We start from the raw sequence: 24204 nt of genomic DNA on the forward strand, positions 1-24204 counted from the left end.
CAATAACGCAAATGAATGCGCGAGTGGCACTGCAGCTCTCCGGCATCGAGCGGCACTATGGCGAGGGCGACACCTACCTCCCGATTCTCAAGGGCGTCGATCTCACGCTGCGGGCCGGCGAGACGGTCGCGCTCGTGGCACCCTCCGGAACCGGAAAGTCGACGCTCCTGCATATTGCCGGCCTGCTTGAGCATCCGGACGCGGGTGAAGTCGTCGTGAGCGGGTTGGCCTGTAATGGGCTTAGCGATGACCGGCGCACGGCGATCCGCCGCAAGGAGATCGGCTTCGTCTACCAGTTCCATCACCTTCTGCCCGAATTTTCCGCGCTGGAAAACATCATGATGCCGCAACTGATCGCCGGCCTTTCCAAAGCGGAAGCGGCGGAGAGAGCGACGGCGTTGCTCGATTACATGCGCATCGGGCACCGGGCCAGTCATCGGCCGACCGAACTTTCCGGCGGCGAGCAGCAGCGTGTCGCGATCGCCCGCGCCGTGGCCAATGCGCCGCTCGTTCTCCTGGCCGATGAGCCGACCGGCAATCTCGATCCCGAGACCGCAGGCTATGTGTTCGAGGCGCTGGAGGCTTTGGCGCGACAGTCGGGGCTGGCCGCGCTGATCGCGACGCACAACCACGAACTCGCCTCGCTGATGGATCGCCGCGTAACGATCGAGGATGGCAAGGTCGTCGAACTGAAGTAGCCATACGGCAATTCAAAGTGTCTGCAGCGACTTTTGCGCGTCTGGGGTGACGCGCAGCGCTGTCGCGTCAGGGAACGATGAGGCCACCGCGATATTCAAGCTCATAGGCTTCTTCGCCATCGACGAAAATCACTTCGCGGCCGGAAAAGTGATCTGTCGCGCCGCGGCTGCTATCGACATAGCAACCATAGGCGTGCTGATACTCCATGCCGCCGAGGAAATGGCGCTTCTCACGATACATCGTCTGTAGCGCGGCCTTGATAACGGCGCCGGCTCGTTCAGCATCGATCAGGTCCGGACGAACGATGCGGCCGAAGTAATTCATGGCCCAGCGCGGATTGCCCTCATGCCAGACCGCCTCTTGGCCGGCAAAATCCGTTCCGCCAAAATAGCTGTCGAGATAGCTCCACACGCCGCGCCGATGTCCGATATCGCGAGAGCCGGGTCTGCAGGCGGGAAGCTCGGCGCCGTTGCCGACATAGGTCTTCGATTTCGCCTCGACGATGAAGTCGGTGAGTTCCTGTATGCTGAACATGAGCGTGCTCCCAATTCGGCCGCCGAGGATGCCGGAACATTGCCGCCATGTAAAGAACAAAACAGGAACATACGTGTGAATTGTGTGGCTACGAGTTGCCTGTCTTGGTGTCGACCTCGGGGAAGCCGTGAGTCGTTGGTGCGCTTGGTTTAGCCTTCCTTGACCGAATCCGGAGCGGCACAGTCGTGGCGCCACGCCGGCTGCGCGGGCGCATTAACCATGAAAGCTGAATAGCGGGACCTTTTATGCAGCCTTGCTTGACTATGGAACAAAAAAAGAACAAAAGAAAAACAATAGCGGAAAAGGAGCCATGTTATGACTGATTTCGTTCGTGATCTCGCCGCCTTCGCCTCGATGAGCCTCTTCATCGCCAGCATTTCCGTGATTGCGCTCGGATTGTAACCCTCCTGCTTCGGTGTCGTCTCGCAGGGTAGGGCCGCGTCGGGTTTGCGCTTTCCTCGGATGCAGTGTTGAAAAAGACGGCGGTTCCGGTCGTTACACTGGACACGGGGGACCGGACACGGGATACCCTCTGCTCCTACAGCGCCGCGCGTCTTGTCAGACGCGCAAAAGGACGCTGTAGCACTTTGAATTGCTGCATGTTTTGTCCCTGAATCGGCTACGATTTAAGCAACATGCGGTAGCGCGAATCGGAGTACGACGATGGCGAATGACGAAGGCCTTGGGCAGCGGGCAACTGCGACGGATCCGCAGTTTGTTCACTTGCGTGTGCATTCGGCCTTTTCGTTGTTGGAGGGTGCGCTGCCGTTGAAGAAAATCATCGGCAAGGCTGTCGCGGATGAGCAACCGGCCATAGGCATTGCCGACACCAACAATCTCTTCGCGGCCCTCGAATTTTCGCAGAAGGCAGCGGATGACGGCTTGCAGCCGATCATCGGCTGTCAATTGTCGATCGACATGGAGGACGAGGCGGAAGGGGAACGGCGCGGCCACCATCACCAGCTTGCTAAGCTGCCGTCGCTCGTGCTGATCGCCGCAACCGATGACGGCTATGTCCGGCTCGTCGACCTCGTCAGCCGCGCCTATTTGGATGGCGAGGGCAGCCAGTCCGCGCGAATAACACGGTCATGGTTGGCTGAGGGCGGGACCGATGGTCTGATTGCGCTGACGGGCGCGGCCGGCGGCCCGATTGACATGGCGCTGAAGGCGGGTTCGTCGGCTCTGGCGGAGACGCGCCTGAAGGCGTTGATCGAGCTCTTCGGCGACCGGCTCTATCTGGAACTGCAGCGGCACGGCAACTATGACCGGCGCCACGAGAGCCGCCTGGTCGAACTCGCCTATCGGTTTGATGTCCCGCTGGTGGCGACCAACGAGGCGTTCTTTCCTTCGCCAGCTGACTATGACGCGCACGACGCACTGATGGCGGTCGCTCACAACGCGATGGTCTCGGATGACAGCCGTTTCCGACTGACCCCGGATCATTACCTGAAGAGCCGCAAGGAAATGGCCGCGCTCTTCGCCGATCTCCCTGAAGCGTTGCAGAACACGATCGAAATCGCCCGGCGCTGCTCCTTCATGCTGAAGACCCGCGGGCCGATCCTGCCGCGCTTCACCGGCGCTTCGGATGATCCGGAGGAGGCCGAGCGCGCGGAGGCGGCAGAGCTTCGCCGGCAGGCGGAGGAGGGGCTTGAAGGTCGCCTGGCGAAGCTCGGTATGGCGCCGGGCTACAAGGAAGAGGATTACCGCGAGCGGCTGGCTTTCGAACTCGGCGTCATCGAGCGGATGAAGTTTCCGGGCTACTTCCTTATCGTTTCGGACTTCATCAAATGGGCCAAGCAGCATGGCATTCCCGTCGGACCGGGCCGCGGCTCGGGTGCCGGGTCGCTCGTTGCCTATGCGCTCACGATCACGGATGTCGATCCGATGCGTTTCTCGCTGCTGTTCGAACGCTTCCTCAACCCTGAGCGCGTGTCGATGCCGGACTTCGATATCGACTTCTGCCAGGACCGGCGTGAAGAGGTCATCCGTTACGTCCAGGGCAAATACGGTCGCGAGCAGGTGGCGCAGATTATAACCTTCGGATCGCTGCAGGCGCGTGCGGCTTTGCGCGACGTCGGCCGCGTGCTCGAAATGCCCTATGGCCAGGTCGACAAGATCTGCAAGCTCGTGCCGAACAACCCGGCCAATCCGACTCCGCTTTCGAAAGCGATCGAGGAGGAGCCGCGGCTGCAGGAGGAGGCGGAAAAGGAGCCGGTCGTGGCTCGCCTTCTCGATATCGCCCAGAAGATCGAGGGTCTCTACCGCCATGCCTCGACGCACGCCGCCGGCATCGTCATCGGCGACCGGCCGCTCTCGAAGCTGGTGCCGATGTACCGCGATCCGCGCTCGGACATGCCGGTCACCCAGTTCAACATGAAATGGGTGGAGCAGGCCGGTCTCGTCAAGTTCGACTTCCTCGGCCTGAAAACGCTGACGGTACTGAAGACCGCGGTCGATTTCGTCGCCAAGCGCGGCGTTGACATCGATCTTGCGAGCATTCCGCTGGACGACACGAAGACCTACGAGATGCTTTCCCGCGGCGAGACGGTCGGCGTGTTCCAGGTGGAAAGCGCCGGCATGCGCAAGGCGCTGATCGGCATGCGGCCGGACTGCATCGAGGACATCATCGCGCTTGTCGCGCTCTACCGTCCCGGCCCGATGGAAAACATCCCGGTCTATAACGCCCGCAAACATGGTGAGGAAGAGATCGAGTCGATCCATCCGAAGATCGACTATCTGCTGAAGGAGACGCAGGGCGTCATCGTCTACCAGGAGCAGGTGATGCAGATCGCGCAGGTGCTCTCGGGCTATTCGCTCGGCGAGGCCGATCTCCTGCGCCGCGCCATGGGCAAGAAGATCAAGGAGGAGATGGACAAGCAGCGCGCCCGCTTCGTCGAAGGCGCCGTCAAGAACGACGTGTCGAAGCCGCAGGCCGACCTGATCTTCGACCTGCTCGCGAAGTTCGCCAACTACGGCTTCAACAAGTCGCATGCGGCCGCTTACGCCATCGTCTCCTACCAGACCGCCTATATGAAGGCGCATCATCCGGTCGAGTTCCTCGCGGCATCGATGACGCTCGATATGTCGAACACGGAAAAGATCAACGATTTTCGCCAGGACGCCATGCGCCTCGGCATTGAGGTGATCGCTCCGTCGGTGCAGACGTCCTTCCGCCATTTCGAGACCGGCGACAACCGCATTTATTATTCGCTTGCCGCCATCAAGGGCGTCGGCGACTCGGCCGTCGAGCATATCGTTGCCGTTCGCGGCGACCGCCCGTTTGCGAGCCTCGAGGATTTCTGCCTCCGGATCGACCCGAAGCTTCTGAACAGGCGCGTCTTCGAAAGTCTGATCGCGGCTGGCGCATTTGATTGCTTCGGCTACGACCGGGCCGAACTCATTGGCGGGCTTGACCGGATCCTGGGCTTCGCCCAGCGCGCGCAGGAAAACAAGGTGAGCGGCCAGAGCGATATGTTCGGCGCCGGGGCAGCGACCGGACCGGAACGGATCGCGCTGCCGGCCTACACGCCCTGGCTCGCCTCCGAGAAGCTGCACCGGGAGTTTCAGGTGCTCGGCTTCTATCTTTCTGCCCATCCGCTCGATACCTACAACAAGCTGCTGGCGAAGATGCGCGTGCAGACATTTGTGGATTTCGCAGCGGCGGTGAAGCAGGGGGCGACCGCTGGCCGGCTGGCGGGAACGGTGACCTCGAAGCAGGAGCGCAAGACGCGTACCGGCAACAAGATGGGGATCGTCGCCTTCTCCGACGCGTCGGGTCAGTTCGAAGCCGTTCTCTTCTCGGAGATGTTGAACCAGTACCGCGATCTCCTGGAGCCGGGCAAATCGCTGGTCATGACGGTCGCCGCCGAGGAGCGGCCGGAAGGAATCGGCCTTCGCATCCAGACTTTGCGCTCTCTCGAAGAGGAGTCGCTGCAGATGCAGAAGGCGCTGCGCGTCTTCGTGCGCGACGCCGGCCCTCTGCGCTCCATCGCCTCCCATCTCAACACGAAGGGCGATGGTCTCGTTTCCTTCGTCGTCATCAAGGAAAACGGCCAGCGGGAAATCGAGGTCGAGCTCAACGAGAAATACCGGATTTCGCCGGAGATCGCGGCGGCGCTTCGCTCGGCCCCAGGGGTCGTCGATGTCGAACTCGTCTAAAGTGTTTCCAGGAGTGTGTTTAGCGGTTGTCCGGTCGGAATTGCATAATTCCAAAGGCTTCGAGGCGGACAGTCGTCAGCGTGGGCCAGAGCGTGTGATGGTGATGAAGTCCGTTCCCTCGCCAGTTTCCTGTCCGCTCTCCGCATCGGATATCGACAAGGACGATCCGTTGACGAGAAGAGCTGCGATCCGTTTACGCACATCAGGGGGTACCGTGAGCCGATCCAGCGTTGCTTGAAGCGCGTTGGAATCAAACAGATCGGTATCGATGGAAATGCCGAGTCGTTTTTTCGTCGACGCGGGAAGGTGATTTTCCAGGGAAACGCCAAACCATTTGCCGCTGCCGCTTGCCGCATCGAGATCCTGGAACTGCAGGAAGTGCGTTCCCAGGGCCACCTCCGGCTGCTCGATGTGGATGTCGGCCGAGAGGAGCGGCTGGAACTGTTGACGCACGAGCAAGATGCCGTTCGACGGTTTCTCGCGACCGGCTTTGCGGAACACCGCGTCAATCAGTTCCGGGGTTATTTTGCCGTCAGCTGGAAGACCTTGAGCCGACTGGAAAGCGCTGATAGCGTCAAACGTGGCGGGACCGGCCCAGCCATCCGGGACGCCGGCATCAAAGCCGAGGCTGCTCAGCAGCGTCTGCAACTCGCGAACGACGTCGCGAGTGCTGCGTCGGGTGATCAAAATGCGAATCGGTAGTTGGGATTGGCCGGAGACGGCAGGCACGGCAGCCGTCTTTATCATTGCCACTTTGAGTGTGTCGGTCTCTTTCTGACTAAGCGCCGGACGCAAAGGGACGTCGGAAAGCGGGGCCGGCTCTTCCTCATGCGCTTGGTTCGGCTGGAAAAGCGTGGCGTTCGAAACCTCGGCGGGGATCACCGGACGATCCGATATCAGAACGTGCATTCCGTGCCTGGTCATCTTGAACAGTTTCGCCGCAAATTTGCTGGGCAACCGCACGCAACCGTGAGAGGCCGGGTGTTTCGGCACATGGCTGGAGCCATGCAGGGCAATTCCTGACCAGGTCAGTCGCTGCATGAACGGCATCGGTGCGTTCGAATAGATGTTGGACTTGTGGTGACGGCGTTTCTCGAGGATCGAGAAGATGCCCGTGGGCGTCGAGTGACCGGCCTTCCCGGTCGATACCTTTGACTTGGCTACGACGGCATTGCCGTCATAGACGGTGACCGATTGCTGCTGCGTCGAGACGATCACCTGCAGCGGTGTATCGCTGGCTGCAAACACGGACGAGGCCGACGCCAGCAGGAGGGCAAACCCGCCTCCGAGAGTGAAACGCAAAACCATCCGCTCATTCCAACGCAAGAACTGTCGAATGAGCCTATCCGCCAATATTTAAGGAATTCGATCACAGCGGCCGTCCCCGCGCGAGAGCATTATTGATCGCGACGCCGGTGGCCGAAGGTGTAGCCCGTCTCGACGGTTGTCTTGCCGAACTTGTCACGCAGCTTGTTGATCGCATCTTCGGCAGCCGCGCGTCTCGTCGCCCCCGGGTCCACCAGATCCGGCGGATCGGCAAGACCGGGATCGGACAGGTCGCTAACGCCTATGCCGATGAGCCTGTATCGGGTGCCGTCGGCTTCTTTTTCCAGAAGCTGAAGGCCGGTGCGGAAGATACGATCCGCCAGGCGCGTCGGGCTGTCGAGCCGCCGGTTACGCGTGCGGGTCTTGAAGTCGGCGGTCTTTAGCTTGAGCACCACGGTTTGCCCGGCAAGCTCTGCCTTGCGCAGCCGCAGCGCCACCTGTTCGCTGAGCCTCCTCAGATGGGGGATCAGTTCTTCCGGACGCGAGAGGTCGTCGTTGAATGTGGTTTCCGACGACACGCTTTTCGCTTCCCCGTCCGTTTCCACGATCCGCTCGTCCTGACCGCGCGAGAGGCGATAAAGCCTTTGGCCCATCGTGCCGTAGCGGCGCATGAGGTCGGCTTCCTCCATCATCTGCAACTGGCCGATCGTGCGAATGCCATCCCGCTCGAGCGTCGCGGCAAAGGCCTTGCCGACTCCCCAGATCAGCGTCACGGAACGCTCCTTGAGGAAGTCGACGGCCTCGGCCTGTCCGATGACGGAAAAACCTCGCGGCTTCTGCAGGTCGGAAGCGACCTTGGCGAGGAACTTGCAATAGGACAGGCCGACCGAGACGGTGATGCCGATTTCCCGCTCCACCCGCTTGGCGAACCGGGCGAGCGTTCGGGCCGGAGGATCATGGTGGAGCCGCTCGGTGCCGCTGAGATCGAGAAAAGCTTCGTCTATCGAAAGCGGCTGCACAAGCGGCGTCAATTCCAGCATCAGCGACCGCACTTCGCGCCCGACGCGGGAATATTTCTCCATGTTCGGCTTGATCACGACCGCCTGCGGACAGGCTTCCAGCGCCTTGAACATCGGCATGGCGGAGCGCACCCCGTGAATGCGGGCGATATAACACGCGGTGGAGACGACGCCGCGTTTACCGCCTCCGATGATCACCGGCTTGTCGGCGAGTTCCGGATCGTCGCGCTTTTCAATCGAGGCATAGAATGCGTCGCAGTCGATATGCGCCAAGGTCAGCTTGTAGAGTTCGGAATGGCGAAGAAGTCGCGGGCTGCCGCAGGAAAGGCACCGCCGCGCCGCGACGGTTTGTTCCCTGAAGCAGTCTCGGCAGAAGCCAGGAATCGATGCAGCGCTGTCGGGCATATCCGGAACAAATGTTGAACGCGGCGACTTTACGCTCTACGCTACTGAGTCTCAAGGCGGAGATCGGAGGGGAGTTTGGATATCGCCCTGGAATTTCAACCGGTCACGGCAGAGCGCTGGCAGGATTTCGAACAGCTCTTCGGCCGGCAAGGAGCCTTCTGCGGCTGCTGGTGCGTTGCCCTGCGACTGCCGCACGCGATTCGCACCCGCATGTCGGCCGATGAGCGCAAGGGCTTCATCAAGGATCGGATTGCCGCCGGACCGCCACCCGGCATCCTCGGCTATTGCGAAGGGGCGCCCACCGCCTGGGTGCAGGTCGGCCCGCGTTATGACGTGCCCCAATTCAATTCGCCGCGCACGGTTTCTCGACCACTCGCAGAGGGCGAGGCCGAGGACGCGAGTGTCTGGGCGCTGAGCTGTCTCTTTCTACTGCCGCGGTTGCGGGGCCATGGATTGAGCCATCGCCTGCTTGGTGCGGCGATCGATTACGCGCGAGCCGGGCGCGCGCGCTTTCTTGACGCATGCCCGATCGACCACGCCAAGCAGTCGAAATCGGCGACCCTTTGCATCGGCTCCACCGCGATCTTTGACCTTGCCGGTTTCGAGACCGTTGCGCGACGCAAGGACGGCAGACCGCTGATGCGGCTGGATTTGAGTCAATGAGTGCAACAGCGGGCATCACCTGGGCATTGCATTCGGCGGGCGTGGCCTTCCGCCGCAAAACGGCGCGCCGACAGGGCTGCTCAAGGCGCGGCGCTGACTCAGCGGCTTGCCGTCGAACGTCCGACGTGAGCGCGGATCAGGCGCGCTGCATCGGCCCAATCCGCAACGGTATGGATGCCTATATCCGGGACCGGGGCGAGGGCGCGAAACTCCGCGTTTGCCATCAGGTTTATGAGGAGGCAGGGAGGTGCGTAATCCCTTACCGAGTGGAGATTGCGCAGGATGTCGTCGATAAAGACGACCGGGAGCTTCCGGGCGCCGTGCAGTCGCTCGACCAGCGGACCTTTGGGCTCTTCGGAGGCGAACAGCGGATAGGGGAGGCCGAGGGCGTCGAGCAACGCACGCCGCACGGCAGCGTGGCGTGGTGGCATCGCTGTCAGAAACACGATGTCCGCCTCGGCGGAGAGTTCCGCGAGCGTCTTGACCACCAGCGCGGCCGGTATCTGCCACTGCTCCTGCGCGGCGTAGAAGGCGTCAAGCAGCGCCTTCACAGCGGCTTCGCTCGCCGCCTCACCGTTTTGCAGGTCGACTATGTTGCCTGCCAGGCGGAAGGAACGAGGCAGCAGCCTGTGCCGACGACTTTCGAGGAAGAGCTTGAAGGGCGTCAGGAATTCGAGGACGACTTCATCGACATCGCTGACGATCAGAGGCCTGTTCCCGAGAACGATGTCATCGGATCGGTCGGTGGCCTCGCTCAGCTATCCTCGAAATCCGATGCACCGGAGAGAAGCTGGTGCGCCCGCACGACGTCTTCCGGGGTCGTTTGCGTTGCCGCGCAAAAAGCCATCAGCGTCGGTTCGTGGTCCATCAGGAAAGCAACCAAACCGCCCATGAAACCCGGCTCGCCGATTGCCGCGCGCAGCGAGCCGGGATCGGTTCCGGTCAGGGCGAGGAAACGCGACAGAAGTTCCGGTTCGTCAGCGAGCCAGGCGAGGATCGCGATCGCCGTTTCGTCAGCACTCTTCATGGTGTCGAACCCCGCGTCATCTTGCGCCCGGAATTACCTATTTTTCAACCAAATAGCGCTAGCCTCGCGACTGAGGAAATGGGCCGAGTCGTTGATTGTGCAACTTATATCTCTTCAGTGGACTTGCAAGGCGGCGGCGGACAGCAAGGTATCGACATGCCCAAACAGGTGATGATTGTTGAGGACAACGAGCTGAACATGAAGCTCTTCCGCGACCTGATTGAGGCTTCTGGCTATCAGACGATCCAGACGCGGAACGGCATGGAGGCGCTCGAGCTTGCGCGCAAGCACCGGCCCGATCTGATTCTGATGGACATCCAGTTGCCCGAGGTTTCCGGCCTGGAGGTTACGAAATGGCTCAAGGAAGACGATGAACTCCATGTCATTCCGGTCATTGCGGTGACCGCCTTCGCAATGAAGGGCGATGAGGAGCGTATACGTCAGGGCGGTTGCGAAGCCTATGTCTCCAAGCCGATTTCGGTTCCGAAATTCATCGAAACGATCAAGACCTATTTGGGCGATGCCTGAGCGTCGGGGAAGATTGAGATGACAGCGCGTATCCTCGTCGTCGATGACGTACCAGCCAATGTGAAGCTCCTCGAGGCGCGTCTGGTGGCTGAGTATTTCGACGTTTTGACGGCCGGGGACGGGCAATCGGCATTGGCGATCTGCGAAAGGACGCCGGTGGACCTGGTGCTGCTCGACATCATGATGCCGGGCATGGACGGGTTCGAGGTTTGCGAGAGGTTGAAGGCAAACAGCCGTACCGCGCATATTCCGGTGGTCATGGTGACCGCGCTCGATCAGCCGTCCGACCGCGTGCGCGGGCTGAAGGCGGGGGCGGACGACTTCCTCACAAAGCCAGTCAACGATCTGCAACTGATGTCGCGCGTGAAAAGCCTGGTGCGGCTGAAGAATGTCAGCGATGAATTGCGTCTGCGGGCGCAAACGGCACACACGATCGGCCTTCAGGAACTTGCGCGGCCGGATCGCCCGGACGAACCGGGCAACATCCTCCTGGTGGACGCACGCGCCTCATCCCAGGAACGGCTTGTGCGCGCGCTGAAACCGATCGCCGACGTTTCGGTCATATCGGATCCCCAGGCTGCCTTATTCGAGGCGGCCGAAAGCAGTTTCGATCTGGTCATCGTCAACGCAAACTTCGATGACTACGATCCGTTGCGCTTGTGCTCGCAGCTGCGCTCGTTGGAGCGCACACGCTTCATCCCGATCCTGCTCGTCACCGAGCAGGGGCGTGACGAGATGGTCGTTCGGGCGCTCGAACTTGGCGTGACGGACTATGTGATGCGTCCGGTCGATCCCAATGAACTTGTCGCTCGCTCGCTCACGCAGATCCGTCGCAAGCATTGCAATGACCGGCTGCGGGCGAGCGTCCAGCAGACGATCGAACTGGCGATCACCGACGATCTCACCGGTCTTCACAATCGCCGATACCTGGACAACCATCTAAAGCTGTTGATGGACCGCGCCGCTGCCCGCGGTCGCCCGCTTTCCATCTGCATTACCGATATCGATCGCTTCAAATACGTCAACGATACCTATGGCCATGACGCAGGCGACGAGGTGTTGCGCGAGTTTGCCAACCGCGTGCGAGCGACGGTCCGTGGTGCCGATCTCGCGTGCCGGTTTGGTGGCGAGGAGTTCGTGATCGTCATGCCGGACACCACGCCAGAAATGGCGGCAATCGTCGCCGAGCGCCTTCGTCTGGCGGTTGAGAGCCGTGCATTCCCCATTTCGCGGGCTGATACGCTTCATTCCGTCACGGCCTCCCTTGGCATCTCCAGCCTGAGAGCGGACGGCGACACCCCGGAAGCGTTGTTGAAGCGAGCCGACACGGCGCTGTATCAGGCAAAAAACAACGGCCGCAACAGGGTAGTGGCGGCAGCCGCCTGACCTTGATGCGGCAAGTAACACGGTCGCACGACCGCGATTAGAATGCTCTTTTCAGGCTCTTGTTAAGTTTCTTTAAAGTTGTATTCTCCGCTCGGTCGCTAGTGCTGGGGCAAAGCATTTCCATAAGCGGCAAATTCGGCGTTGTCCGAATATGAGACAGAATTAACCAAACGCCGAGCAACCTTGTTTCGGCGATTAAGAATTCGTTGATTTTTTTTTATTTTCAGGCAATGCTGATACGTATGGAAGTATGACTTCCGTCACCAATCGGTTACCCCATGATGCTCAGGTCCGCCGCATCTCCTGGGTCGTGGGGTCGGTCGGCTGGCTCTGATGTTCGCGGATTCCTCGTGCCGCAGTCGGAAGTCAGCCGACCCCCTTTCAAAACGCCGCTTCGCAAGAGGCGGCGTTTTTCGTTTCGGTTCAGCTAGATAGAGCGTCGGGAAAGGCGCACCATTGAGGCCTTCGTCGAAGACAACAAGATCAAAGAAAAAGCGCCGACCTTGCGGCCGGCGCTTAAAGCAGACTGGAACGCTGATCTTACTTGATCTTCGTTTCCTTGAACTCGACATGCTTCTTTGCGACCGGATCGTACTTGGTCTTCGTCATCTTTTCCGTCATCGTACGGCTGTTCTTGGTCGTGACGTAGAAGAAACCCGTGTCCGCTGTCGACAGAAGCTTGATCTTGATGGTGGTAGCTTTCGCCATGGTCGTCCTGCCTTTATAAAGATGAAAGCCGTGGACAACCGGTTGCGGGCCACGGTCAAGGTTGGCGCGAAACTACAAATCGCGGCCGAAAAGTCAAGGCCGTTTTGGTTTCAAAACGATCCGGACCACTGAAAGCGCAACATAAAGCCCGAAGAACGCCGCGATCGCCCAGGCAAAACCGCTGTTGCCGGTGACGTCCATTGCCGCTCCGATCACCTGCGGACCGGCAACGGTGCCGACCGCGTAGGAGAAAACGAAGGCCGCATTCGCTGCGGCGAGGTCAGCGCCCTGGAGCCGGGAACCCAGATGGCTGAGGCCGACTGTGTAGAGGCCTGAAACGCAACCGCCCCAGAACAACAGCACAAGGGCCATCAGAATCCAGCTTTCGATCAGCATCGGCAGGCACAGGGCGCCGATCAGGCCGATCACCGTCATCGCGGAAAGGAGCGTGCGGCGATCCTTGACTCGGTCGGACAACATGCCGAGCGGAATCTGGAAGATGAAGTTTCCGATGCCCATCACCGTCAACAGCAGCGCTGCCTGCGATTCGGTGAAGCCGGCCCGCGTCCCGAAAATCGGAAACAGCGAGAGGCCCCCCGATTCGACGGCGCCGAAGATGAACACCGCGGCGGTTGCCGTGGGTACTAGGAACACATAGCGCATGAAATGGCGCTCGGGCTTCTCGTCGAGCACGGGACTTTCATTGCGCGCCAGAAAGATCGGTATGGCCGCGAGCAGAATCACGCCGGCGCCAACGGCGAAGGGCAATATCCCGTCGCTACCGAGAATCGAGAAGAGCAGGGGACCGCTCGCGAAACCGAGCGACAGCACGGTGCCGTAGATGCCGAGCACGAAGCCCCGCCGGTTGGGGGGCGCCGTCGCATTGATCCAGAATTCAGAGAGGATGAAAAGGACGGTGATCGCGCCGTGGAATACGACGCGCAAGGGGAACCAGAGCCAGAAATTGGTAATGTAGTAAAAGCCGAGCGCGCTCGCGGCGGCAAACAATATCGCCAGGAGCATTGTCGGCGCGACGCCATGGCGGTGCGCGAACTTCGTCGTGAACGGGGCGGCTGCCATGGAGGCGAGGCCGGCCATTGCCGAATTGAACCCGATCAGAGTCGACGGAATTCCGCGCTTCTCCATGATGATGCTGAGCAACGGCAGTCCCAAGCCGATGGCAATGCCGACCGCGGTGATTGCGGCGACGGCGGCAATCAGCGAAAGCCAGTGAATTTCGTCAACCGGTGCAGGCGTACCGGACGGCGGCTTTGACATTCGAAAAGAACCCTTAGAGGAGCGTGCGGACGAAGCGCCCACGGCGCGTGAAGTAGAACGGCACTGACCTCTCACGAGGAAGGGAGGGATCCGATTCGAGGCTGCTCCTCAGGTCCGCAAGGATTATGGCGGTGATCTCCGGTATTTGGAGGGGCGGAAAATCGTTCACATCGATCCACTGCAAATCCTGAAGCTCCCGGCTTTCCAGAATCAGCGAAGCATCGATGTCAGCCTCATCCGCGAAAACCGCGAAGAAACGCGTGTCGAACCGCCTCGGGTATCCCGGAGGAGTGATGGCCCGAGCCATATAGCGCAAGTTTGCAAGATCGGGAAGGAAGGGAAGCTCGGCGTTTGGTTCAAGCCTCGGCTTGCCGACACGGACGCCGGCCTCCTCGTAGAGTTCTCTCAGGGCCGCCAGCGCCAGCGCCCGCGCGCGTGCATCGGTCACCGCTCGCCCGTCGACCGACCTCAGCGACCGCAGAACTGCCGGATGGAGATCGCCCGCAAAGGCCAGCCGGTGGTCGGAGGGGTCGCGCCTGCCGCCGGGAAAAACATAGAGGTCCGGCATGAACGCATGGGCGCTGTGCCGCCTGCCCATCAGCACGCGCACGCGCGCGTCGGAGCGGTCGAGGAGCATGATGGAAGCGGCGTCTCGCGGCCTCGCGGGCCGGCTGTTCGTTGCCTCGGCTGGCGGCGAAGGTGCCCTGCCGCTGATGCACTCCGACGTCATGCCGAAGGGTCTCGCGCCGGAAGAACGTCCTCCGGGGCATCCTCCTTGCCGCCGAAACCATGCATCTTAACGGCCCATTGCAGCCCGATGACGGCACCCTTGACCGGCTGCAGCAGTGCCAAAGAACTGGCAACCGTGACCGGCGCCCAGATCGCCAGATGCTGCCAGGTCGAAAGAGGGAGCACGAGGTCGGTCATCATGTAGCCCCCGAGCACAAGGTGGCCGACGATCGTGACGACGATGTAAGGCGGGAAGTCATCGGCGCGATGATGATCCATGCGCTCGCCGCAGACGGCACAGGCGTCGACCGACTTGATGAAGGCGCGGAAAAGACGCGCTTCGCCGCAGGCGGGGCACCGGCTGAGAAAGCCGCGCTTGATCGAGCGCATGACGGGACGTTCGCCGTCCTGCATTCCCCCGAGCCGTAGCTCTTCCGTGGCCGTTGCCTTCATAGCGATATCCTTCATGTCCGACCGCATTCCTGTCGGCTGCTATCGTCTGCCTCGCGGTGCTCGCGTTCCCGGTCGTTTGCCCGCGCCAGGTCGCTCGCGGCGACCGGCCTTGTGGAAGGAGCGTGTTGCGGTCGGCATCTTTCGCCCTTCGCTCAACATCTCGAAGCGGAGCGCGCCGGCAAGCGGCACGGCCTCTTCCAGTTTGACGCGCACCGGATCACCGAGGCGATAGCCAAGTCCGGATTTTTCACCGGAGAGGGCCTGATGGGCCTCGTCATAGATGTAGTAGTCGCGACCGAGCGTAGATATAGGGATAAAGCCGTCGGCGCCATAGGCGGGGAGGGTGACAAAAAGTCCCGCTCTCGTGACTCCGGAGACGCGCCCGTCGAATTCCTCGCCGACGCGTCCGTTCAGGTGATGCGCGATCAACCGATCGATCGTATCGCGTTCGGCCGCCATTGCGCGCCGCTCGAACGTCGAAATCTCGGCGGCGACGTCGTCAAGGGTACCTTCCTCCTGCGGTGTCGTGCCGCCCGCGCCGAGGCCGAGCGCGGTGACCAAGGCGCGATGCACGACCAGATCCGCATAGCGCCGGATGGGAGAGGTGAAGTGGGCATACTTCATCAGGTTCAAGCCGAAATGGCCGATATTCTCCGGGCTGTAGATCGCCTGGCTTTGTGAGCGCAGCACCATTTCGTTGACCATGGTCTCGTAGGGTTTGCCCTCGGCCGTCGAGAGCACGCCGTTGAAATGGTTCGAACGCATATTGCCGCCCTTGACGAGCGAGATGTCGAGCGTCGCCAGGAACTCGCGAAGCGTCTCCTGCTTTGCGAGCGACGGCTGATCATGAACACGATAGATGAGTGCCTGCTGCTTCTGCTCCAGCGTCTCGGCCGCCGCGACATTGGCCTGGATCATCATTTCCTCGATCAGCTTGTGCGCGTCGAGTCGTTCCGGCACGAAGACGCGGTCGACGGTGCCGTCCGGTTTCAGGATGATCTTGCGCTCCGGCATGTTGAGCTCGAGCGGCTGGCGACGGTCGCGTCCGCGCGTCAGTATGCGATAGGCTTCCCAGAGTGGCTTCAGGATCGTTTCCAGGATCGGCCCGGTCTTCTCGTCCGGCGCCCCGTCGATTGCAGCCTGAGCCTGATTGTAGGAAAGCTTGGCTGCGCTGCGCATCATGATGCGGTGGAACGTGTGTCCGGCCTTGCGGCCCTCTTTCGAAAAGCGCATCCGGACAGCTAGCGCGGGGCGGTCGACGCCTTCCTTCAGCGAGCAAAGATCGTTTGAAATGCGCTCGGGCAGCATCGGGACGACGCGGTCGGGAAAATAGACCGAATTCCCGCGCTTCAACGCTTCTAAATCGAGCGCAGACTTCGGCTGGACATACCAGGAGACGTCGGCAATCGCGACGGTGACGATCACGCCGCCCGGATTATCGGGTGAGGGATCCGGCTCGGCGTAAACGGCGTCGTCGTGGTCCTTGGCATCGGCGGGATCGATGGTGATCAGCGGCAGCGACCGCCAGTCCTCGCGGTGTTCCATGGTTGCCGGACGCGCTGCCTCGGCTTCTTTCAGCACACGCTCGGAAAAGACGTAGGGTATTCCATGCGCATGGATGGCGATCATCGAGATCGCCTTCTCCGACGCCACGGAGCCGATGACGTTCTGCACCTGGGCACGCGGCAGGCCGTAACGTCCGAGGCGGGCAAGGTGCACCTCCACGAGATCGCCGTCCTGAGCGTCGCCGGTGAAGTCCGGGTCGACCAAAACCTCTTCACCGCGCTTGTCGATCGGCATCAGCCGCCCGCCACCGCCGGGCGTGGCGCGAAAGACACCGAGCACGGCATCCTTGCGCTTGTCGAGAATCTTGATGATGCGAGCCGTATAGGCAGGGCCGCCGCGGTCCTTCGAGGGGAATATCTTGGCCAGCACCCGGTCGCCGAGACCGCCGACCGGCGCCTTGCCCTTTGCCTTCCCGACCGCGGATTGCTTGATAAGAACCGCGGGCGCAACGCCGTCGTCATCCAGCCACTCCGCCGGTCGGCCGATCAATTCGCCATCGATGTCGCGTATCGTGATGTCGAGCACTGTGACAGGGGGCAGGGCACCCGGACGGACGAGCGATTTGCGCTTCTTTTCGACCAGCCCGTCTTCCTCGAGCGAGCGCAACAGCGCCTTCAGCTCGACGCGTGCCTCCCCCTTCAAACCGAAGGCCTTCGCGATTTCCCGCTTCGACGCCTGTTGCGGGTTCTCGGCGATGAAACGCATCAGCACATCGCGAGGCGGAACCGCGCCGTGAATGATCGTTTCCTTTTCGGCGGCAGGTGCCGTCTTGGCCGCGCGGCCGTTCTTCTTGCCTGCGCCCTTTCCGGGCCGTTGGGTCGGGTCGCGCGGGATTCTGGTCAACGTCAGTCCTTCTTGGCCTTCGCGGCCGCTTTCGTTTTCGCCTTCGCGGCGGTCTTCGGCTTGGCGGCCTTTGCCGCGCCGTTCGAGGCAGTCTTGGTGGCCCTTGCCGCCGTTGATTTCGCTTTGGACGCCTTGCCTTTCGTTGAACCGCCCTTGGCCGCGCGTTCGGCAATGAGTGTCAGTGCCTCTTCCACCGTCACGGATTGCGGATCCTTGCCCTTCGGCAACGTCGCATTGACCTTGCCCCAGTTAACATAGGGGCCAAACCGCCCGTCGCGCACGGTGATCGGGCCGCCGTCTGGGTGCTCTCCAAGTTCCTTGAGCGCGGTCGCGGCCGTGCGTCCACGGGAGCCGTTGGCGCCCTTCGACTCCTTGTCTGCGAGCACCGAAACCGCGCGGTTGAGCCCGATCGCAAAAACATCTTCGATCGAATCCAGATTGGCGTAGGTGCCGTTGTGAAGCACGAAGGGTCCGTAGCGGCCGAGCCCGGTGGAGATCATCTTGCCGGTTTCCGGATGCGCGCCGATATCGCGCGGCAGCGACAGCAGCGCGATGGCCTTTTCATGGTCGATCGATGCCGGCGTCCAGCCCTTCGGCAGGCTGGAGCGCTTTGCTTCCTTGCCATCACCGCGCTGGACGTAGGGTCCGAAACGGCCGCTGCGGAGCGTGATTTCCTCGCCGGTATGCGGATCCTTGCCGAGGCTCAGCGGCTCGTTCGACACCGAGGCTTCCGCATCGCCGTTGGTTTCGGAGGAAAGCTGGCGCGTGTAGTTGCACTCCGGATAGTTGGAGCAGCCGACGAACGCACCGTATTTGCCGAGCTTCAACGAAAGTTTTCCCGTTCCGCAGACCTGGCAGATGCGCGGGTCGCTGCCATCTTCGCGTTTCGGGAAGACGAGCGGCGCCAGTTCCTCGTTGAGGGCGTCGAGCACGTTGGTGACGCGCAGTTCCTTGGTGTCTTCGACCTGCGAGAAGAAGTCTCTCCAGAACTCGCGCAGGACGTCCTTCCAGTTGAGTTCGCCGGCGGAAATCTGGTCGAGCTTTTCCTCCAGCGACGCGGTGAAATCATATTCCACATAGCGCGTGAAGAAGCTCTCCAGGAACGCTGTCACGAGACGGCCCTTGGCCTCAGGCACCAGCTTGCGCTTGTCGGTCGTCACATAGTCGCGGTCAATGAGCGTCGTGACCGTTGCGGCATAGGTCGAAGGGCGGCCGATGCCGAGTTCTTCCATCTTCTTGATCAGTGTCGCTTCCGAGTAGCGCGGCGGCGGCTCGGTGAAGTGCTGGGAGGCGTTGATCTTCTGCTTGGCGAGATTTTCTCGCGCGTTGATCTCCGGCAGCCGACCGTCCTCGTCGCCGTCGTCGGGCTGCTCGCCTTCTTCCTTCATATCGGTGTATGCAGCAATGAAGCCGTCGAAACGGATGACCGAACCGGTAGCTCTGAGACCAGCTTTCTTGCCGCCGTTATCAGCGGTGATCTCGGCGGTCGTCCGCTCGATTTCGGCCGAAGCCATCTGGCTCGCGATGCCACGCTTCCATACGAGATCGTAAAGTTTGAGCATATCGCCGTCGAGGAAGCGGCGCACCTGGTCGGGCGAGCGGTTGAAATCCGTCGGGCGGATGGCCTCGTGCGCTTCCTGGGCATTCTTCGCCTTGGTGGAATAGAAGCGGGGTTTTTCCGGCAGATACCGGTCGCCGAACTGGCTGCCGATCGCCCGGCGGGCAGCGTCGATCGCTTCGGGCGCCATCTGTACGCCATCGGTACGCATATACGTGATGAGACCGACAGTCTCGCCGCCGATGTCGACGCCTTCGTAGAGTTTCTGTGCCACCTGCATCGTGCGTGAGGCCGAGAAGCCGAGCTTGGAAGAAGCGGCCTGCTGCAGTGTCGAGGTGGTGAAGGGTGGCGCCGGATTGCGCTTGACCGGCTTTGCCTCGACGCTGTCGACGACATAGGTCGCGCCATCGAGCAGCGCTTTCAGCCGGTTGGCCTCGTCGCCGTTGCCGATCGCCCTCGGCTGCAGCCGCTTGCCATCGGCGGAGACGAGGCGTGCTTCGAATTCATCGCCGCGCGGCGTCTTCAGGAGCGCTGAGAGGTTCCAGTATTCCTCGGTGACGAAGCGCTCGATTTCAGCTTCGCGATCGCAGACGAGACGCAGCGCTACCGATTGCACCCGGCCGGCCGAGCGCGCGCCCGGCAACTTGCGCCAGAGGACGGGGGAGAGATTGAAACCGACGAGATAGTCGAGCGCCCGTCTGGCGAGATAGGCGTCGACCAGCGAGATGTCGATGTCACGAGGGTCGGCCATGGCGTCGAGCACGGCCTTTTTCGTGATCGCGTTGAAGACAACGCGCTTCACCGGCTTGTCACCGATGACCTTCTTCTTCTTCAGAAGGTCCAGCACGTGCCAGGAGATTGCCTCGCCCTCGCGATCCGGGTCGGTCGCGAGGATCAGTCCATCGGACGATTTCACGGCGTCGGCGATATCCTTCATGCGTTTCGCCGATGCGCCGTCGACCTCCCAGGACATCTCGAAGTCTTCATCCGGGCGGACGGAGCCGTCCTTGGCGGGCAGATCCCGCACGTGGCCGAACGAAGCAAGCACCTTGTAGCCGGGGCCCAGGTACTTGTTGATCGTCTTAGCCTTAGAAGGCGATTCCACCACTACAACATTCATCGTCATTCTCTGAGACAATCTCTTTTGGCAAAGCGCAAATGCTGCGCGCCGGATGTTGACGCCACGAAATGGACAGGGATTCGGGCGCGGTCAAGGGGTTTCATTGAAAATAGCAACATCGCCATGGACTGCAACCAAGCGGCAATATCCGAAATTCCGCAACCGAAGGTCGTTTTGTCCTGCAAGTTTGCATGTGCCCCGATGGCGCGTTGCCTGCCTTCTGGCACGTCACTCCTTGGGAGCAAGAGACACCAGGCTGGCGCCGTGCCGGCAAAGTTGGCCTGCGAGATCCAGTTCCAGAAGCACGAGATGGACCTGGGACGCGGAGAGCGCGGTGTGGCGGATGATGTCGTCGATTTTGACCGGCGTTGGCCCAAGCGCTTCGACGATGCGGTTGCGCTCGCTGTCATCGGGCGCCGCAGGTGGCGTTCGCGTGTTCTCGATCGTCGGTTCCTTGATGTCGAGGCGCGTAAGGAGGTCGTCACGCGTGAGCGGCGCGAGCGCTTCCAGAACGTCCGCCGAAGAGGTCGTGACGGTTGCGCCCTGCTTCAAGAGGTCGTTCGTGCCGTGGCAGCGCGGATCGAGTGGCGATCCGGGAACCGCGAAAACGAGCCTCCCGAAGTCGGCCGCGTAACGGGCGGTGATCAGTGAGCCGGAGCGGTTGGCCGCCTCGATGATGGCAACGCCAAGGCTGACGCCGGCGATGAGCCGGTTTCGCCGCGGAAAATCACGCGCGCGGGGTTCCCAGCCGAATGGCATTTCGCTGATCGCCAGTCCTTCGCCGGATGTCATCTCCTGCAACAGCCCGATATTCTCCGGCGGATAGGGCCGGTCGAGGCCGCCGGCAAGCGCTGCGATCGTGCCGGTCTGGAGACTTGCGCGGTGGGCGGACGTGTCGATGCCACGGGCGAGCCCCGACGTGATGACATAGCCTGCGGCCCCCGCATCGCGTGCGATCATGGCGGCGAATTTCGCTCCGCTCACCGAGGCATTGCGCGAACCGACGATGCCGAGGGAGGGGCGCGTTGCCGCTTGGATATGACCCTTCATGGCAAGCAGCGGCGGAGCGCCGTCGATCTCTCTCAAGGCCGGCGGATAGTCCGGCTCGCCGATCCCGACAAAAACGGCGCCGAACCGGTGCGCCGCCTCGAGCTCGCGTTCCGCATCTGCCGCCGTCGCAATGCGAAATGCACGCTCCGAGCCGCCGCGCCGGGAAAGTTCGGGCAGTGCTTCAAGAGCGGCCTCTGCCGTGCCGAAGTGATTGATCAGGTCTCGGAAGGTGGCGGGACCGACATTGTCGCTGCGGATGAGCCGTAGCCAGGCGATTTTCTGCCGTTCCGTCAGCGCGATTCCTCTTTGTTGGGCGCTGACGTTCAACATCACCCCTTTTCTCCGATCCGGCTTTCCGTGCCGCTGAGCAACCGCTGGATGTTCGCACGGTGTTTGATCCAGGTGATGATGGTCATGATTGCGAAGAGCAGCGCCACTTTTCCATATCCGGTGGCATAAAGGACGAGCGGCACGATAGCGGTCGCAGTGAGGGCGCTGAGCGACGAGTAACGCGTGACCTTGGCCATGGTGAGCCATATTGCGCCAAAGACGACCACCATGACCGGTGCAAGGCCCAGCAACACGCCGATGTAGGTTGCGGCGCCCTTTCCGCCCTTGAACGATAGCCAGACTGGATAAAGATGCCCGAGGAAAGCGGCAAGGCCGGCGGCAATACCGGCCTCAATACCCCAAAGAGAGGCGATGACGGCGGCGGCTGTGCCTTTGAGAGCGTCGAGGAGCAGGGTTGCCGCAGCGAGCTTCTTGTTGCCGGTCCGAAGCACGTTCGTCGCGCCGATGTTGCCCGAGCCGATCTTACGAACATCGCCGAGGCCTGCCATGCGGGTGAGAACGAGACCGAACGGGATCGACCCCAGAAGATAGCCGAAGACGAGGCACGCGAACGTCGCGGGCAGTCCGAGCTGCCAGGAAAATATCTCCACCGGTTCTCCTCCCCCGCCTGCAGTTCCGGTTTACGCCGAATGCACTAGTTTGCCCGCAACATAAGTTTGGACGACCCGTCCGGTAAAGCGGGCATTTTCAAAAGGTGTGTTCTTCGAGCGGGAGACCAGCGCCTTCTCGTAGAGAACCCAAGGCTCTTCCAGGTCGAGAACGGTGATGTCGGCTTTCGCGCCTGGTTTCAGCGTGCCTGCATCGAGGCCGAAGATCGCGGCCGGGCGCGTCGACATCGCATCGATCAGGCGCATCAGCGGTACCTGGCCGCTGTGGTAGAGCCGAAGAGCTGCCGCCGCGAGCGTTTCCAGGCCGATCGCACCGTCGGCCGCGTCGGAGAAGGGCAGGCGCTTGGTGTCGACATCCTGCGGATCGTGCGACGATACGATGATGTCGATGGTCCCGTTGGCAAGCGCCTCTGTCATGGCGACGCGGTCATCTTCGCCGCGCAACGGAGGCGACAATTTGAAGAAGGTCCGATATTCGCCGATGTCGTTCTCGTTCAACGTCAGATGATTGACCGAGATGCCGCAGGTGACATTGGTCCCGCGCTCCCGCGCGACGCGCACGGCATCGGCCGATTCCGGTACGGAAATCTCGGCAGCGTGGTAGGCGGCCCTGGTCAATCCGGCGATGCGAAGGTCGCGTTCGAGCGGAATGATTTCCGCTTCGCGCGGCACCCCTGAAAGGCCGAGCCAGCTGGCGAGCAGGCCTTCGTTCATGACGCCGTTGGCGCCAAGATATTTGTCGCGGGTCTCAAGAGCGATAACCGCTCCGAATTCGCGCGCGTACGTCATCGCGCGGCGCAACACGAGCGTGTCGTGAACCGGTTGCCGGCCGTTGGTGAAGCAGACAGCGCCCGCGTCGCGAAGCAGTCCGATTTCGGTCATTTCTTCGCCGAGCAATCCCTTGGTGAGGGCTGCAGCCGGGTGGACATTGACGAGCGCCTTGTCGCGCGCCGTCTTCTGCACAAATTCCACCAGGGCGATTTCGTCGATGACGGGATCGGTGTCCGGCATGGCGATGAACGATGTGACGCCACCCGTCGCCGCGGCCCGCGCGGCGGATTCGATCGTCTCGCGATGCTCGCTTCCGGGCTCGCCGACGAAGACGCGCGCATCGACGAGGCCCGGGACAGCCGCGAGACCCCCGCAATCCTTGACAAAGGCATCATCCGGTGCGCCCTGGTTCTGGGCGTCGCTACCGGCTGCAAGGATGCGGCCGTCGCTGCCGACGATGATCGTGCCCGTTTCGTCGAGATTGCGCGAAGGGTCGATAACGCGCAGGTTTTTCAGAACGAGTGGTCTGGTCATAGGCGCGGCCCCTGGTTCTGCGAAAGGAGAAGCGTTTCCATCACCGCCATGCGCACGGCAACACCCATCTCGACCTGTTGCTCGATGACGCTCTGAGGACCGTCGGCGACTTCGGAAGCGATCTCGACGCCGCGATTCATCGGCCCCGGGTGCATCACCAGCGCATCGTCCTTGGCCGCCTTCAGCTTTTCAGCGTCGAGGCCGTAATAGTGGAAATATTCGCGCACCGAGGGCACGAAAGAGCCGGTCATGCGCTCGCGCTGGAGCCGCAGCATCATCACTACGTCCGCGTCCTTCAAGCCTTCCGCCATGGAATGATAGACCTCGACACCCATCTGCGCGATGCCGGCGGGCAGCAGCGTTGCCGGTGCGACGACGCGCACGCGCGCTCCCATCTCGTTGAGCAGCAGAATGTTGGACCGGGCGACACGCGAATGCAGCACATCGCCACAGATTGCGACGATGATCCGCGAGAGCTTGCCCTTGGCGCGGCGGATCGTCAGCGCGTCGAGGAGCGCCTGGGTCGGGTGCTCGTGCTGACCATCGCCTGCGTTGACGACCGAACAGGAGACCTTCTGGGCAAGCAGCGCCGCCGCGCCCGCCGAGGAGTGGCGCACGACCAGCACGTCGGGATGCATCGCGTTCAGCGTCATCGCCGTGTCGATCAGCGTCTCGCCCTTCTTCACCGAGGAATTGCCGACGGACATGTTCATGACGTCGGCACCGAGACGCTTGCCCGCCAGTTCGAACGAAGATTGCGTCCGGGTGGAGGCTTCGAAGAAAAGATTGATCTGCGTCAGCCCGCGCAGCGAGGAGGTCTTCTTCTCCCTCTGCCGGGAGATCTTGACGGCTTCGTCGGCGCGATCGAGCAGGAGCGTGATATCCTGTTCCGTGAGCCCCTTGATGCCGAGCAGGTGGCGATGCGGGAAAGTGATCATGAGCCGCCCTTG

20 protein-coding genes are annotated in these 24204 nt (G+C 61.7%); 5 read left to right on the forward strand and 15 right to left on the reverse strand.

Going from position 1 to position 24204, the window contains the following annotated elements:
- The first annotated feature begins 11 nt into the window (after nt 1–11).
- Nucleotides 12–698, forward strand: coding sequence for an ABC transporter ATP-binding protein (locus ILFOPFJJ_RS21100; RefSeq protein ID WP_173512551.1), 687 nt, complete (start codon nt 12–14; stop codon nt 696–698).
- A 67-nt stretch (nt 699–765) separates the two neighbouring features.
- Here the strand turns inward: ILFOPFJJ_RS21100 and ILFOPFJJ_RS21105 are convergent, their stop codons facing one another.
- Nucleotides 766–1233, reverse strand: a complete 468-nt coding sequence (locus ILFOPFJJ_RS21105) for a DUF5680 domain-containing protein (RefSeq protein WP_173512552.1) — start codon at nt 1231–1233, stop codon at nt 766–768.
- Between the two features lie 663 nt (nt 1234–1896).
- On the opposite strand from ILFOPFJJ_RS21105, the gene dnaE reads away from it, so the two are divergent.
- Nucleotides 1897–5391: a DNA polymerase III subunit alpha gene (gene dnaE / locus ILFOPFJJ_RS21110; protein WP_173512553.1), complete on the forward strand. Its 3495-nt coding sequence runs from the start codon at nt 1897–1899 to the stop codon at nt 5389–5391.
- A gap of 75 nt (nt 5392–5466) precedes the next feature.
- Here dnaE and ILFOPFJJ_RS21115 read toward each other — a convergent pair whose 3' ends face one another.
- Both ILFOPFJJ_RS21115 and ILFOPFJJ_RS21120 read right to left on the reverse strand, forming a co-directional pair.
- Entirely contained in the window at nt 5467–6693 is a 1227-nt protein-coding gene (locus ILFOPFJJ_RS21115) for a L,D-transpeptidase family protein (protein WP_173513308.1), read from the reverse strand.
- A gap of 95 nt (nt 6694–6788) precedes the next feature.
- Complete coding sequence (locus tag ILFOPFJJ_RS21120; protein WP_173512554.1) at nt 6789–8081, reverse strand: DNA polymerase IV; 1293 nt, start codon at nt 8079–8081, stop codon at nt 6789–6791.
- Between the two features lie 75 nt (nt 8082–8156).
- On the opposite strand from ILFOPFJJ_RS21120, the gene ILFOPFJJ_RS21125 reads away from it, so the two are divergent.
- Nucleotides 8157–8744: a GNAT family N-acetyltransferase gene (locus tag ILFOPFJJ_RS21125; protein WP_173512555.1), complete on the forward strand. Its 588-nt coding sequence runs from the start codon at nt 8157–8159 to the stop codon at nt 8742–8744.
- A 98-nt stretch (nt 8745–8842) separates the two neighbouring features.
- On the opposite strand, the gene ILFOPFJJ_RS21130 is transcribed toward ILFOPFJJ_RS21125, so the two are convergent.
- Both ILFOPFJJ_RS21130 and ILFOPFJJ_RS21135 read right to left on the reverse strand, forming a co-directional pair.
- On the reverse strand, nt 8843–9295 hold the full coding sequence (locus ILFOPFJJ_RS21130; protein ID WP_312032727.1) for a hypothetical protein: 453 nt from the start codon (nt 9293–9295) through the stop codon (nt 8843–8845).
- 203 nt (nt 9296–9498) lie between these two features.
- On the reverse strand, nt 9499–9771 hold the full coding sequence (locus ILFOPFJJ_RS21135; protein ID WP_173512556.1) for a DUF3572 domain-containing protein: 273 nt from the start codon (nt 9769–9771) through the stop codon (nt 9499–9501).
- Nucleotides 9772–9927: 156 nt separating this feature from the next.
- Between ILFOPFJJ_RS21135 and ILFOPFJJ_RS21140 the strand changes: the two genes are divergently transcribed.
- Both ILFOPFJJ_RS21140 and ILFOPFJJ_RS21145 read left to right on the forward strand, forming a co-directional pair.
- Nucleotides 9928–10299 carry a response regulator gene (locus ILFOPFJJ_RS21140; RefSeq protein ID WP_037382972.1) on the forward strand — a complete coding sequence of 124 codons (372 nt, stop codon included), beginning with the start codon at nt 9928–9930 and terminating at the stop codon, nt 10297–10299.
- An 18-nt stretch (nt 10300–10317) separates the two neighbouring features.
- Nucleotides 10318–11685: a PleD family two-component system response regulator gene (locus ILFOPFJJ_RS21145; protein ID WP_173512557.1), complete on the forward strand. Its 1368-nt coding sequence runs from the start codon at nt 10318–10320 to the stop codon at nt 11683–11685.
- A gap of 540 nt (nt 11686–12225) precedes the next feature.
- Here the strand turns inward: ILFOPFJJ_RS21145 and rpmG are convergent.
- The 10 genes from rpmG to ILFOPFJJ_RS21195 form a co-directional block, all read right to left on the reverse strand.
- Complete coding sequence (gene rpmG / locus ILFOPFJJ_RS21150) at nt 12226–12393, reverse strand: 50S ribosomal protein L33 (RefSeq protein WP_006727600.1); 168 nt, start codon at nt 12391–12393, stop codon at nt 12226–12228.
- 93 nt (nt 12394–12486) lie between these two features.
- Nucleotides 12487–13671 carry an MFS transporter gene (locus ILFOPFJJ_RS21155; RefSeq protein WP_173512558.1) on the reverse strand — a complete coding sequence of 395 codons (1185 nt, stop codon included), beginning with the start codon at nt 13669–13671 and terminating at the stop codon, nt 12487–12489.
- A gap of 13 nt (nt 13672–13684) precedes the next feature.
- A complete protein-coding gene (locus tag ILFOPFJJ_RS21160) occupies nt 13685–14401 on the reverse strand; it encodes an NUDIX hydrolase (RefSeq protein WP_173512559.1) in 717 nt (238 codons plus the stop codon).
- Entirely contained in the window at nt 14398–14853 is a 456-nt protein-coding gene (locus ILFOPFJJ_RS21165) for a DUF983 domain-containing protein (protein WP_173513310.1), read from the reverse strand. The genes ILFOPFJJ_RS21160 and ILFOPFJJ_RS21165 overlap by 4 nt, the downstream gene beginning before the upstream one ends.
- Before the next feature lie 39 nt (nt 14854–14892).
- Entirely contained in the window at nt 14893–17262 is a 2370-nt protein-coding gene (gene rnr, locus ILFOPFJJ_RS21170) for a ribonuclease R (RefSeq protein ID WP_173512560.1), read from the reverse strand.
- A 2-nt stretch (nt 17263–17264) separates the two neighbouring features.
- Nucleotides 17265–19940, reverse strand: a complete 2676-nt coding sequence (topA, locus tag ILFOPFJJ_RS21175) for a type I DNA topoisomerase (protein WP_173513311.1) — start codon at nt 19938–19940, stop codon at nt 17265–17267.
- A gap of 228 nt (nt 19941–20168) precedes the next feature.
- Entirely contained in the window at nt 20169–21320 is a 1152-nt protein-coding gene (gene dprA / locus ILFOPFJJ_RS21180) for a DNA-processing protein DprA (protein WP_173512561.1), read from the reverse strand.
- Nucleotides 21320–21931, reverse strand: a complete 612-nt coding sequence (plsY, locus tag ILFOPFJJ_RS21185) for a glycerol-3-phosphate 1-O-acyltransferase PlsY (RefSeq protein ID WP_173512562.1) — start codon at nt 21929–21931, stop codon at nt 21320–21322. The genes dprA and plsY overlap by 1 nt, the downstream gene beginning before the upstream one ends.
- 30 nt (nt 21932–21961) lie before the next feature.
- Nucleotides 21962–23254, reverse strand: a complete 1293-nt coding sequence (locus ILFOPFJJ_RS21190) for a dihydroorotase (protein ID WP_173512563.1) — start codon at nt 23252–23254, stop codon at nt 21962–21964.
- Nucleotides 23251–24192, reverse strand: a complete 942-nt coding sequence (locus tag ILFOPFJJ_RS21195; RefSeq protein WP_173512564.1) for an aspartate carbamoyltransferase catalytic subunit — start codon at nt 24190–24192, stop codon at nt 23251–23253. Before ILFOPFJJ_RS21195 ends, ILFOPFJJ_RS21190 begins: the two co-directional genes overlap by 4 nt.
- Nucleotides 24193–24204 lie beyond the last annotated feature (12 nt).

This window comes from Sinorhizobium psoraleae (assembly GCF_013283645.1).
Lineage (GTDB): Bacteria > Pseudomonadota > Alphaproteobacteria > Rhizobiales > Rhizobiaceae > Sinorhizobium > Sinorhizobium psoraleae.

Coding starts and splice junctions, on each gene's coding strand:
- dprA (WP_173512561.1), bottom strand. CDS start 21,320: ATGTTGAACGTCAGCGCCCAACAAAGAGGAATCGCGCTGACGGAACGG.
- ILFOPFJJ_RS21135 (WP_173512556.1), bottom strand. CDS start 9,771: ATGAAGAGTGCTGACGAAACGGCGATCGCGATCCTCGCCTGGCTCGCT.
- ILFOPFJJ_RS21120 (WP_173512554.1), bottom strand. CDS start 8,081: ATGCCCGACAGCGCTGCATCGATTCCTGGCTTCTGCCGAGACTGCTTC.
- dnaE (WP_173512553.1), top strand. CDS start 1,897: ATGGCGAATGACGAAGGCCTTGGGCAGCGGGCAACTGCGACGGATCCG.
- topA (WP_173513311.1), bottom strand. CDS start 19,940: ATGAATGTTGTAGTGGTGGAATCGCCTTCTAAGGCTAAGACGATCAAC.
- ILFOPFJJ_RS21105 (WP_173512552.1), bottom strand. CDS start 1,233: ATGTTCAGCATACAGGAACTCACCGACTTCATCGTCGAGGCGAAATCG.
- ILFOPFJJ_RS21190 (WP_173512563.1), bottom strand. CDS start 23,254: ATGACCAGACCACTCGTTCTGAAAAACCTGCGCGTTATCGACCCTTCG.
- ILFOPFJJ_RS21165 (WP_173513310.1), bottom strand. CDS start 14,853: ATGAAGGCAACGGCCACGGAAGAGCTACGGCTCGGGGGAATGCAGGAC.
- rpmG (WP_006727600.1), bottom strand. CDS start 12,393: ATGGCGAAAGCTACCACCATCAAGATCAAGCTTCTGTCGACAGCGGAC.
- ILFOPFJJ_RS21145 (WP_173512557.1), top strand. CDS start 10,318: ATGACAGCGCGTATCCTCGTCGTCGATGACGTACCAGCCAATGTGAAG.
- ILFOPFJJ_RS21195 (WP_173512564.1), bottom strand. CDS start 24,192: ATGATCACTTTCCCGCATCGCCACCTGCTCGGCATCAAGGGGCTCACG.
- ILFOPFJJ_RS21100 (WP_173512551.1), top strand. CDS start 12: ATGAATGCGCGAGTGGCACTGCAGCTCTCCGGCATCGAGCGGCACTAT.
- ILFOPFJJ_RS21140 (WP_037382972.1), top strand. CDS start 9,928: ATGCCCAAACAGGTGATGATTGTTGAGGACAACGAGCTGAACATGAAG.
- ILFOPFJJ_RS21160 (WP_173512559.1), bottom strand. CDS start 14,401: ATGACGTCGGAGTGCATCAGCGGCAGGGCACCTTCGCCGCCAGCCGAG.
- ILFOPFJJ_RS21155 (WP_173512558.1), bottom strand. CDS start 13,671: ATGTCAAAGCCGCCGTCCGGTACGCCTGCACCGGTTGACGAAATTCAC.